This window comes from Nonomuraea sp. WAC 01424 (genome assembly GCF_003947315.1).
In the GTDB taxonomy this organism is placed as follows: Bacteria; Actinomycetota; Actinomycetes; order Streptosporangiales; family Streptosporangiaceae; genus Nonomuraea; species Nonomuraea spiralis.
This window is the reverse complement of sequence record NZ_QHHZ01000021.1, coordinates 160,830-171,893: the sequence shown is the minus strand read 5'-3', so window position 1 is coordinate 171,893 and position 11,064 is coordinate 160,830. Positions and strand designations below refer to the sequence as shown.

Annotated in this window: 14 protein-coding genes; 9 read left to right on the top strand and 5 right to left on the bottom strand. The window is 71.5% G+C overall.

Going from position 1 to position 11,064, the window contains the following annotated elements:
- Positions 1-2: 2 nt before the first annotated feature.
- The 3 genes from DMB42_RS44080 to DMB42_RS44070 are packed head-to-tail and all read right to left on the bottom strand — an operon-like array spanning position 3 to position 2,297.
- Positions 3-563 (bottom strand): GNAT family N-acetyltransferase, encoded by a 561-nt coding sequence (locus DMB42_RS44080; protein WP_125645647.1) that lies wholly within the window; start codon positions 561-563, stop codon positions 3-5.
- A 24-nt stretch (positions 564-587) separates the two neighbouring features.
- A complete protein-coding gene (locus tag DMB42_RS44075; protein WP_185845183.1) occupies positions 588-1,640 on the bottom strand; it encodes a quinone-dependent dihydroorotate dehydrogenase in 1,053 nt (350 codons plus the stop codon).
- A 6-nt stretch (positions 1,641-1,646) separates the two neighbouring features.
- Positions 1,647-2,297, bottom strand: coding sequence for a response regulator transcription factor (locus tag DMB42_RS44070; protein WP_125645643.1), 651 nt, complete (start codon positions 2,295-2,297; stop codon positions 1,647-1,649).
- 18 nt (positions 2,298-2,315) lie between these two features.
- On the opposite strand from DMB42_RS44070, the gene DMB42_RS44065 reads away from it, so the two are divergent.
- Both DMB42_RS44065 and lpdA read left to right on the top strand, forming a co-directional pair.
- A complete protein-coding gene (locus tag DMB42_RS44065; RefSeq protein WP_125645641.1) occupies positions 2,316-2,690 on the top strand; it encodes a tautomerase family protein in 375 nt (124 codons plus the stop codon).
- Positions 2,691-2,729: 39 nt separating this feature from the next.
- Positions 2,730-4,109 (top strand): dihydrolipoyl dehydrogenase, encoded by a 1,380-nt coding sequence (lpdA, locus tag DMB42_RS44060; RefSeq protein ID WP_125645639.1) that lies wholly within the window; start codon positions 2,730-2,732, stop codon positions 4,107-4,109.
- Positions 4,110-4,172: 63 nt separating this feature from the next.
- Here the strand turns inward: lpdA and DMB42_RS44055 are convergent, their stop codons facing one another.
- Positions 4,173-4,637: a DUF1772 domain-containing protein gene (locus DMB42_RS44055; protein WP_260478304.1), complete on the bottom strand. Its 465-nt coding sequence runs from the start codon at positions 4,635-4,637 to the stop codon at positions 4,173-4,175.
- 129 nt (positions 4,638-4,766) lie between these two features.
- Between DMB42_RS44055 and DMB42_RS44050 the strand changes: the two genes are divergently transcribed.
- Positions 4,767-5,255, top strand: coding sequence for a hypothetical protein (locus DMB42_RS44050; protein WP_221762633.1), 489 nt, complete (start codon positions 4,767-4,769; stop codon positions 5,253-5,255).
- Between the two features lie 24 nt (positions 5,256-5,279).
- Here DMB42_RS44050 and DMB42_RS44045 read toward each other — a convergent pair whose 3' ends face one another.
- Positions 5,280-6,098 carry a nucleotidyltransferase domain-containing protein gene (locus tag DMB42_RS44045; protein ID WP_125645637.1) on the bottom strand — a complete coding sequence of 273 codons (819 nt, stop codon included), beginning with the start codon at positions 6,096-6,098 and terminating at the stop codon, positions 5,280-5,282.
- A gap of 212 nt (positions 6,099-6,310) precedes the next feature.
- On the opposite strand from DMB42_RS44045, the gene DMB42_RS44040 reads away from it, so the two are divergent.
- From DMB42_RS44040 to DMB42_RS44015, 6 genes are all read left to right on the top strand, one after another.
- Positions 6,311-7,075 (top strand): hypothetical protein, encoded by a 765-nt coding sequence (locus DMB42_RS44040; RefSeq protein WP_125645635.1) that lies wholly within the window; start codon positions 6,311-6,313, stop codon positions 7,073-7,075.
- An 80-nt stretch (positions 7,076-7,155) separates the two neighbouring features.
- Complete coding sequence (locus tag DMB42_RS44035) at positions 7,156-7,623, top strand: hypothetical protein (protein WP_125645633.1); 468 nt, start codon at positions 7,156-7,158, stop codon at positions 7,621-7,623.
- 86 nt (positions 7,624-7,709) lie between these two features.
- A complete protein-coding gene (locus DMB42_RS44030) occupies positions 7,710-8,426 on the top strand; it encodes an ABC transporter ATP-binding protein (protein WP_125645631.1) in 717 nt (238 codons plus the stop codon).
- 17 nt (positions 8,427-8,443) lie between these two features.
- Positions 8,444-9,169, top strand: coding sequence for an ABC transporter permease (locus DMB42_RS44025; RefSeq protein ID WP_185845182.1), 726 nt, complete (start codon positions 8,444-8,446; stop codon positions 9,167-9,169).
- Positions 9,166-10,347 (top strand): sensor histidine kinase, encoded by a 1,182-nt coding sequence (locus DMB42_RS55605; protein ID WP_125645627.1) that lies wholly within the window; start codon positions 9,166-9,168, stop codon positions 10,345-10,347. The genes DMB42_RS44025 and DMB42_RS55605 overlap by 4 nt, the downstream gene beginning before the upstream one ends.
- A gap of 3 nt (positions 10,348-10,350) precedes the next feature.
- Positions 10,351-10,986, top strand: a complete 636-nt coding sequence (locus DMB42_RS44015) for a response regulator transcription factor (protein WP_125645626.1) — start codon at positions 10,351-10,353, stop codon at positions 10,984-10,986.
- Positions 10,987-11,064 lie beyond the last annotated feature (78 nt).

The following is an 11,064-nucleotide window of genomic DNA, read 5'->3' as shown; positions in this document are numbered from 1 at the left end:
GGTCACATCGGCGCGGGACGGTCGTTGAGGATTCGCTGGAACAGGGTGTGGTCCTGCCATTGGCCGTCGATGCAGACGGCGCGGGGGGCCATGCCGTACTCCTCGAAGCCCGTCCTGCGCAGGACCGCCTGCGAGGTCGTGTTGTGCAGGAGGGTGCCCGCCTCGACCCGGTGGAGGGCGAGGTCCTCGTCGGCGGCCCGGCACGCCTCCAGCACGGCCTTGGTGGCCAGGCCCCGCCCGTTGTACTCGGCGTCCACCCAGTAGCCCAGCGACGCGCTCTGGGCGGCGCCCCGGATGATGCTGTTCAGGTTCATCCGGCCCACCAGCCGGTCGCCGTCCATGAGCACCCACGGCATCACGAACCCGGCCGCACGGTCCTCGGCCAGTCTTTCGAGGCGTGCGGCCTGGCCGGCGACGGTGAAGAAGTCGTCCGGCCGGCGGGGCTCCCAGGGGCGCAGGAAGTCGCGGTTGCGCCGGTAGGCGTCGGCCAGCGCGTGCGCGTCGGACTTGGCTATCGCCCGCATGACGACGTCATCGGTGAGTTTCACCGGGGAATTGATCATGCGTCCCACGATAGGGGGGAGCCCCTACGCCGTGCGGCCGATCGCCTCGGTGACGGAGGACAGGCCGTGGCGGCGTACGCGGCGGGCGAGCTGGCGGTGGATGCGGGCGGCCCACAGCGGGCCGCCGTAGATCCAGCCGGTGTAGCCCTGGACCAGGGTGGCTCCGGCCAGCAGGCGCTCCCAGACGTCGTCGACGTCCTCGACGCCGCCCACGGAGACCAGGGTGAGGCGGTCGCCGACCTTGGCGCGCAGCCGGCGCAGCACCTCCAGCGAGCGCCGCTTGAGCGGGCGACCGGACAGGCCGCCGGTCTCGCCGCCGTGCCTGATGGTGGTGTTGGTCGCGATGATGCCGTCGAGGCCCAGCTCCACGGCCAGCTCGGCGACGGCGTCGACGTCCTCGTCGGCCAGGTCGGGGGCGATCTTCACCAGCAGCGGCGTACGGCGCGGCGTCGCGTCGGCGACCTCCTTGACCGCGCTCAGCAGCGGGCGCAGCAGCTCGACCGCCTGGAGGTTGCGCAGGCCGGGCGTGTTGGGCGAGCTGACGTTGACCACCAGGTAGTCGGCCAGCGGGGCCAGCTCCCTGGCGCCGGCCACGTAGTCGGCCACCGCCTCGGACTCCGGCACCACCTTGGTCTTGCCGATGTTCACCCCGACCACGACGGGCACCCCGCGGGTGCGGCGCAGCCTGCGGGCGGCGGCGCGGGCGCCGTCGTTGTTGAAGCCCATCCGGTTGATCACCGCCCGCTCCCCCACCAGCCGGAACAGGCGCGGGCGCGGGTTGCCGGGCTGGGCGTGCGCGGTGACGGTGCCGACCTCGACGTGGCCGAAGCCGAGCGCGGCGACCGCCTCGGCGCAGGCGGCGTCCTTGTCGAACCCGGCGGCCAGGCCGAACGGACCGGGGAAGTGCACGCCGAACGCGGTCACCCGCAGGACCGGGTCGTGCGGGGCGAACGCTCGGTGGAGCAGCCGCTTGAGCAGGGGCAGCCGGGCGAGCACGGCGAGGCCACTGACGGTGAGACGGTGCACGGCCTCGGCGTCGAAACGCCGCAAGACCTGCGTGAACACGAGGCGATACATCACGGGTCAGGCTACCAACCCGGCCTCGTGGGCGATGATCGCGGCCTGGACGCGGTTGCGCACGTCGAGCCGGGTCAGGATCGTGCTCACGTACGCCTTCACCGTGCCCTCCACGATGTGCAGCCGCCGGGCGATCTCCGCGTTGGACAGGCCCGCGCCGAGCAGGGCGAGGACCTCGCGCTCGCGGTCGGTGAGCCCGGCGACGCGGTCACGGGCCTGGGCCTCGCGGCTCATCCGGCCGCCCGCGAGCTGGGTGATCACCCGCTGGGCCACCTTGGGCGACAGGTACGCCGCCCCGTCGGCGACCGCGTGGATCCCGGCGATCAGCTCGCGCGGGTCGCCGGACTTGAGCAGGAACCCGCTCGCCCCGACCTCCAGCGCTCTGGCGATGTAGTCGTCCTCGCCGAACGTGGTCAACATCACCACGGCCGTGGCGGGCGCCACGCGGCGCAGCTCGGCCGCCGCGGCCAGGCCGTCGAGCCGCGGCATGCGGATGTCGAGCAATGCGACGTCAGGGCGGTGGGCGAGGGCCAGATCGACGGCCTGGCGGCCGTCGCCGGCCTCGGCGACCACCTCCAGGGACGGGTCGGAGTCGAGGATCGCCTTGACCCCGGCCCGGATCATGGCCTCGTCGTCGGCGAGAAGTACGCGAATCACGCCCTCTATATTGCCGACATGGCACAAGTGAAGATTTACGGGCGGCGCGACGTGTGGGGCGGACGGCAGCGGGAGATCTCCGATCTGCTGCAGTCGTGCCTGGTGAGCGCGTGGGGCGTGCCCGAGGAGAAGCGGTTCCACCGGTTCCTGCTGCTGGACGCCGACGACTTCGTCTGCCCCGGGCGGAGCGAGAACTACCTGATCGTCGAAGTCGTGTGTTTCACGGGACGCAGTGACGACGCCAAGCGCGCGCTGATCCGGGCGATCTACGAGAAGTCGGATCTCGACCCCGAGGACGTGGAGATCACGATCATCGAGATGCCCAAGGTGAACTGGGGGATCCGCGGGGTTCCGGCCGACGAGCTGACGCTGTCGTACAAGGTGGAGGTCTAGCGTCAAGGGTGGCTTGGGGTGGGCGGTATGGTCCGAGTCATGAGCACTCACTATGACGTCGTCGTTCTCGGCGCGGGTCCCGGAGGATATACGGCCGCCGTCCGCGCCGCCCAGCTCGGGCTGCGTACCGCGGTCGTCGAGGAGAAGTACTGGGGTGGCGTCTGCCTGAACGTGGGCTGCATCCCGTCCAAGGCGCTGCTGCGCAACGCCGAGCTGGCCCACATCTTCCACAACGAGGCGAAGACGTTCGGGATCAGCGGTGAGGTCACCTTCGATTACGGCGCGGCCTTCCAGCGCAGCCGCAAGGTGGCCGACGGCCGGGTCAAGGGCGTTCACTACCTGATGAAGAAGAACGCCATCACCGAGTACGACGGGCGCGGCACGTTCCTCGACGCCAACACCCTCCAGGTGAACGGCGAGACGATCACTTTCTCCCACTGCATCATCGCGGCCGGGGCCACCACCAGGCTCATCCCGGGCACGCAGCTTTCGGAGCGAGTGGTGACGTACGAGGAGCAGATCCTCACGGAGGACCTGCCGCGCAGCATCATCATCGCGGGCGCGGGCGCCATCGGCGTGGAGTTCGCCTACGTGCTGCACAACTACGGCGTCAAGGTGACGATCGTGGAGTTCCTCGACCGGGTCGTGCCGCTGGAGGACGAAGAGGTCTCGGCCGAGCTGGCCAAGCGTTACAAGCGGCTCGGCATCGAGGTCCTGACCTCGACCCGCGTGAACGGCATCGAGGACACCGGCGCCTCGGTCAAGGTCACCGTCACCCGCGACGGCCAGACCCAGGTGCTCGAGGCCGACAAGGTCATGCAGGCCATCGGGTTCCAGCCGCGCGTCGACGGCTACGGCCTGGAGAAGACCGGCGTGCAGCTCACCGAGCGCGGCGCGATCGCCCTCGACGGCCGCTGCCGGACGAACGTGCCGAACATCTTCGCGATCGGTGACGTCACTGCCAAGCTCATGCTGGCCCACGCCGCCGAGTCGATGGGCATCATCGCCGCCGAGACCATCGGCAACGCCGAGACGATGGAGCTCGACTACGTGATGATCCCGCGGGCCACGTACTGCCAGCCGCAGGTGGCCAGCTTCGGCTACACCGAGGCGCAGGCCCGCGACCTGGGCTACGACGTCAAGGTGGCCAAGTTCCCGTTCACGGCCAACGGCAAGGCGCACGGCCTGGGCGACACGGCCGGGTTCGTCAAGATCGTCAGTGACAACACGCACGGCGAGCTGCTCGGCGCCCACCTGATCGGCCCCGAGGTCACCGAGCTGCTGCCCGAGCTCACGCTGGCCCAGCAGTGGGACCTCACCGTGCACGAGGTCGCGCGCAACGTGCACGCGCACCCGACGCTCGGCGAAGCGGTCAAGGAGGCGATCCACGGCCTCGCGGGCCACATGATCAACATGTGACCCGCCGCGGGATGCGCATCCCGGTGCCCGTCCATCGGGATGCATCCGGCCGGTCCGGCCTCGTCAGCTCCAGACGTACAGGGCCACGCCCAGCAGCGCCACGGCCAGCGCCGAGGCCCATCCGCGCAGGGTGTTCCAGCGGGTCCAGCGTGGCGCGTACGCGCTCCAGGCCAGCTCGCCCGCGTCGAGGGCGTTGTTCATCGGCACGTTGATCGCGGCCGTGACGGCGAACGAGCCGAGGATGTAGGCCACGGCCGCCGCGAACGCGAGGACCGCGGGCCCGGTGGCCCCGGTGACCAGCAGGAACACACCGGCGAGCAGCGAGGCCACGGGCGCCAGCGTGAACGTCGACAAGAACGCCGGGTTCAGGATCTTCCTGTTGGCGCTGCGCATGGCCGCCGCCGCGGCCTCCTCCCCCACCGCGTCGAGGCCGGGCATCACCGAGGTGGAGAAGGCGAAGAACACGCCCGCCATCAGCCCGTTCAGGACCAGGGCGAGCACCGAGAAGACGACTGCGACTACGCTCACGCCCCCTATGATCCCGTAAGTCCGGATCGCAATGAGCGTCAAGCCTTCTGCCGCGCCCGCCCGGGATTCTCATTGAAGTTTCATATATTCCTGAGGTGTCTCTGAGACCGCGGGCACAGCGTGGTGCCCGTGCCTTCAACGAACGCGCAAAACCGCACCGCACGGTTCAGCGCCGTCACGGTACGCCTGGGGCTCTTCGCGCTGGTCGCGCTGGGCATCCTGGGCGCCGCCCTGGAGCTGGCCTTCGAACGCCACTGGCAGACCTGGCAGCAGTTCATCCCCTGGGTGGCGCTGCTGGCACTGGCGGCCGCGCTCGTGCTGCTCGCCCTGGACGCCTCCCGGCTCACGCTCAAGACGGTCCGCGGGATCGCGCTGGTCGTGCTGCTCGCCTCCGCCTACGGCGTGTACGCGCACATCGCGGCCAACCACGACATGGGCGCCTTCGACCCGCGCTACGCCGACACCTGGGAAACCCTCTCGCCCCTCACCCAATGGTGGTACGCGCTGACCAAGTCGGTCGGCCCGGCCCCGCCGCTCGCGCCCGGCATGCTCGCCCAGAGCGCGCTGCTCCTCCTGCTGACCTCCCTGGCCCCCGCCAGGGCCAAGGAGAACGCCTGACCAGCCGCCTGATCAACCGCCTGATCAACCACCGCAGGCCGCCCGTACGTCGGCCAGGAGCCGTTCGGCGGCGGCCACCGTACGGGTGATCTCGTCCCGGGTGCCGCCGACGGACGCGAGCAGCGCCTGGGCCCGTTCGGCGAACCCGTCCGGCGCCGAGGGCAGCCGGCCGGTGGCGGCGACCATGCCCTTCTCGTTGATCAGCCAGGCTCCGTCGGCCGCGTGCAGGGCGTGGCAGGCGACGCCGATCGCGCGGAACAGCGCGCCGGCCGCGTAGACGGGGTCCTCGCCGGAGGCGCCGTACCCGGCGGTCATCAGCGAGAAGCCGGCCTCCCACAGGCCCTGGACCAGGGCCTCGCGCAGCGCGGGCGGGTATTCGGCGGTCTCGGCGCGCAGGGCCGCCAGCTCGCCGGAGCCGTCGGCCAGCACCTTGCACAGCGCCACCTCGCCGGCGTAGGCGTGGGAGTAGAAGCCCAGCGGGTGGCCCGGCTGGGTGCCGATCTCGTAGCGTCCGGCGCGGCAGTCGTGCCAGACGCGGTGGACGCGGTCGAGGTCGCGGTAGATCCAGTCGACCCGCCGGCCGTCCACGGTGAGCCAGCCGCCGCCGTCGACCCACGGGCCCCAGCCGCCGGGCTCGGTCACCTCGGTCGGCTCGCCCGTCATCTCCTGGGCCAGCGCGCGCAGGTCGCCGACGGCGAGCGGGCCCCGGGGGTACAGGCCGAGGTCGTAGTCGGAGTCGGGCCGATGGGTGCCGCGCGCCCGGCTTCCGCCGAGGACGACGGCCACCACCCCGGGCACCTCGGCCAGCCGTCCGGCGATCTCCCGCAGCCGCTCGTCACGCATCTGCGGCCCTCTTCACGTACGGCCCCAAGGCCGCCTCGCCGAGCTCAAGTCGTATCCGGGCAACCATCCGGCCACCCTACCGATGAACGGCCGCCAACCTCATCTTGCATATTTCTGAACTACTCCGACATTTTTCGCGTCACACTCATGCACCGCCCAGGTGTGTGACCCGCGAGACTGGAGAGACCGAAGTGGCTTTAGGCCGGAAACTCGTGACCATGGTCGTGCTGGCGGCCGCCGTGCTCACCACAGAAGGGGCCGTGGCCCGGGGCGAGACCCGCCAGGCCGCCGCCGCCGTCACGGAGCCGGTGCCGGCTCCGCCCGCCGCCGTCACGCCCGTGACCGTCGCCGCCACCGCCGAGCCCACCTGCATGCGCGTCAAGGGCGCCGAGGCGTGCGTGGGCCCCGACGGCAGCGACCGGCCGGGGATCTGGATCGAGGACACCCGCAACGACAAGCTGCACGCCGTTGTCGAATACCACCTGAACGAATACCTCGGCACCAAGTACGTCATCCACAACCTCGGCGGCAAGGGCGAGATCCGCGGCAACCGCGAGATCGGCCGGACCGTGACCTTCCGGGCCGCCGTGTACGAAGGCAACCACCGCGTCCGGGTGGGCCGCTGGAAGACCGTCCGCAACCTCACCAAATACCCCGTCAAGCGCGACACCCGCGTCACCCCGGCCGGCGCGCGGGCCCGTTCGAAGTTGTGCACGTACACCGGGGGCGGGGCCAGCCTGTGCTTCCATGAGCGCGGCACGTACGTCTTCGCCTGCGACACCAGGGCCGACGAGTACCAGGCGCGGGCCGAGTACTTCGTGGCCGGCGACCCGACCGCCCGGTACGAGATCCACCAGCTCGCCGGCCTCAACACCTGCGGCAAGGCCGAGCACGGCGACCAGACGATCAGCATGTTCCGCGCCTCGGTCTACAACGGCACCCATCGGGTCGCTACTCGGCAGTACAAGTACAACTAGTTTGCAAGCGGGCTCGCAAGGCGGTTGAAATCGGTCCAATGCACAGTTCTGGTCATCGCCAGAGAGGAAGGAACCCCTCGATGACCACCTCCCGTACCGCGGCCGTACTGACCGGTACCGCCGCCGCCGCCCTCGTCGCGCTCGTCTCCTCCCCCGCCCAGGCGGCCTCGGCCGCTTCCTGGGGCCCCTACTACGCCCCCGGGCAGGCCGCCAAGGCGGTGGGCTCGCTGACCGCGACCGGCGAGGACCACGCCGACCTGCCCACCGCCGGCTCGGTACGGATCACCGGCAAGCTGACCGACCGCACCCGCAAGGACTCGGCCTGCGGCTGGGCGGTGTTCCGGATCACCTATCGCGACGGGAGCAACCTGCCCTTCAAGGAGCGCAGCGTCCGGAACTGCTCCTTCGGCTCGACCAAGAAGTTCTCCTTCGAGTCCCACGACGTCTACCAGGTCGAGCTCAAGGTCTGCGCCGAGGGCCGGGGCTCCAAGCCGTCCCTGAACTGCCTGTACGCGGGCACCTGGAAGGTCCTCTACCTGTCGAAGTGACGCTTCGGGCGGCGCCCGTCCCCGGGGGGGATCCATCCACCGATCGGTGGATATCGCGGGCGCCGCTCTGCCGTGATCCTCAGATCATGACAGTCATCGAGATCGACGACCTGCGCAAGACCTACAAGAACACCCGGGCGCTCGACGGCGTCTCCCTGACCGTGGCGCGCGGCGAGATCTTCGGGCTCGCCGGGCCCAACGGCGCGGGGAAGACGACGGTCGTGGAGTGCGTGTCCGGGCTGCGGCGTCCCGACGGCGGCAGCGTGCGCGTACTGGGCCTCGACCCGCAGGGCGACCGGCGCGCGCTGCTGCAGCGCGTCGGCGCCCAGTTACAGGAGGCCGCACTCCCCGACGGCATCAAGGTCGGCGAGGCCCTACGGCTCTACGCCTCCCTGTACGACCATCCGGCCGACTGGCGGACCATCATGGACGAATGGGGTCTGACCGAGCGGAAGGACAGCCGCTTCGGCGGCCTGTCCGGCGGCTGGAAGCAGCGGTTGTTCATCGCGCTGGCGCTGGTCGGCAACCCGGAGGTGGTCCTGCTCGACGAGCTGACCACCGGCCTCGACCCCGACGCCCGCCGCACCACCTGGGGCCTGATCCGGGCCATGCGCGACCGCGGGGTGACCGTCGTCCTGGTCACCCACTTCATGGACGAGGCCGAGGCCTTGTGCGACCGCATCGCGATCATCGACCGCGGCCGGGTCGTGGCCGAGGGCAGCCCCCGCGAGCTCATCGGCGCGGCGCGGGCCACCTCCCTGGACGAGGCTTACTTCACGCTGACCGGGAGGGCGCGGGCATGAACGGTTTCACGCGAAACATGAGGGGTTTCTCCCGCGTCATCGCCGTCGAGCTCAGGCTGGGGTTGCGCGACCCGATGTCGGCCTACTTCGCACTGGCCTTCCCACTCGTCATGCTCTGGGTCAAACTGCGCGGCGGCGACCGCCCGCTGCCGGGCGGCGTACGGCTCGTCGACGCCACCGTGCCGATGCTGACCGTCTTCGTCGTCGGGCTGGCCGGGCTGGTCGTCCTGCCCGCCACGCTGGCCCAGTACCGGGAACGCCGGGTGCTCAAGCGGCTGCGGGCCACCCCGGCCACGCCGTTCATGTTGTGCGGCGCCCAGTGGGCCGCGCACATGTTGCTGGCCGTGCTCGGGAGCGTGCTGCTGATCGTCCTCGGTGTGGCCGGCTACGGGCTGAGCGCGCCCGCGAGCCTCCCCGGCGTGCTCCTGGCCTGGTTGCTCGGCGCGCTCAGCCTCGGCGCCGTCGGACTGCTCCTGGGCGCGCTGGCCCCCAGCGGCCGGGCGGCGACGGTGATCGGGCTCGCGCTGTTCTTCCCGATGGTGTTCCTGTCCGGGGCGGTGATCCCGCGCGAGAGCATGTCGGGCTCGATGCGGGCGATCGGCGACCTGACGCCCATGGCGCCCGCGGTCCAGGCCATCCGCGACGGGTGGTCGACCGGCACGCTGCCGCCGCTCGCCCTCGGGATCATGCTGGCGGTCGGCGCCGTCGCGGGCGGCGTCGCGGTGAAGGCCCTGCGGTGGTGAGCCGGTGGGACCGGGTCACGGCGGCGCTGCCGTACCTGCTGGTGTTGTTGCCCGCGCTGTTCTCGCTGCTGCGGACGTGGCGGGTGGAGGTGCTGGCCCTGGCGCTGTTCGCGGCGGGCTGGCACTGGTTCGTGGTGGACCGCCGGCCCGGCTGGACCGCGCGGGCGTGGGTGGTGGCCGGCTACTTCGTGGTGCTGCTGGCGGTGGTCGCGGCGCTGGTGCGGATCGACACGGTGTTCACCGTGACCGGGGTCGGGGTGTTCGTCCAGTGCTTCGCGCTGCTGCCGGGGTTGTGGGCGTACGCGGGGGTGGCGGTGACGGTCGGGACGCTGGTCGCCGCCCGTCCTCCGGCCGGTCGCACCCCGGTCGAGCTGCTGGCCTCGGTCGTGGTCGGGGTGCTGGTCGCGTCCATGACCGGGTTCGTCTTCCAGACCGTCTCCGAGCAGAACACCCAGCTCAAGGAGAAGAGCGCCAGGCTGGCCGCGCTCGCGCAGGAGAACGCCGACCTTCAGGCCCGGCTCCTGGTCCAGGCCCGCGAGGCGGGCGTGCTCGGCGAGCGGCAGCGGATGGCCAGAGAGATCCACGACACCGTGGCCCAAGGGCTGACCGGCATCCTCACCCAGGTGGAGGCCGCCGACGAGGCCGCCGACGACGTGCCGGCGGTGCGCGCGCGGCTGGCGACCGTACGTGAGCTGGCCAAGGAGAGCCTGACCGAGGCCCGGCGTTCCGTGCAGGCGCTGCGCCCGGCGCCGCTGGCAGCGGCGCAGCTCGGGAGCGCGCTGTCGGAGGTGGCGGCGGCCTGGTCGCGGGCCTCGCGGGTGCCGGCCTCGGTGTCGGTCACGGGCGACGCCCGGCCGCTGCACGCCGAGGTGGAGAACACGCTGCTGCGGGTGGCCCAGGAGGCGCTGGCCAACGTCGCCAAGCACGCGCGGGCCGCGCGGGTGGGGCTCACGCTGTCGTACATGGAGGACGTGGTGGCGCTCGACGTACGTGACGACGGGTCCGGTTTCACCACCGGCTCGGAAGGCGGTGCCGGCCCCGAAGGCGGGTTCGGCCTGATGGCGATGCGGCAGCGGGTCACCCGCCTGGCCGGCGACCTCGCCGTCGAGAGCGCCCCTGGCCAGGGTACGGGGATCTCCGCTACCGTTCCGGCCATCCCCGCCGACCCGGGAACGTGAGCCATGCCGGTACGCCTGATCATCGTCGACGACCACCCCGTCGTCCGCGACGGGCTGCGCGGGATCTTCGAGACCGACGGCTTCGAGGTGGTCGGCGAGGCGGCCGACGGCGCCGAGGCGCTCGCGGTGGCTCTGCGCACCGGCCCCGACGTCGTGCTCCTCGACCTGCGCATGCCGGGGCCGAGCGGCGCCGAGCTCATTCGCCGGCTGCGCGAGCAGTGCCCCGGCTCGTACGTGCTCGTCCTGACCACCTTCGGCGACGACGCCGACGTGGTGCCCGCGATCGAGCAGGGCGCCACCGGCTACCTGCTCAAGGACACGCCGCGCGCCGAGCTGCGGCAGGCCGTGCTGGCGGCGGCCCGCGGCGAGACCGTCCTGTCTCCGGCCGTGGCCGGGGCGCTGACACGCCGTGCGCAACCGCCGGAGCAGCGCGCGCTGAGCCCGCTGAGCCCGCGCGAGCTCGAAGTGCTCGGGCTCATCGCGCGCGGCGCGACCAACCGCGAGGTGGCCAGGAGGTTGTTCATCACGGAGGCCACCGTGAAGACGCACCTGCTGCACGTCTTCGCCAAGCTGGAGGTCAAGGACCGGGCGGCGGCCGTCGCGGCGGCGTACGACAAGGGCCTGCTCAAGCCCGCCTAGCGGGCCCGGCCGGATGAAAGTTTCAGCGCCGGTTGACGGGCCGGACGGCACGCCGCATGATCATGCTTGCCTCCTGGT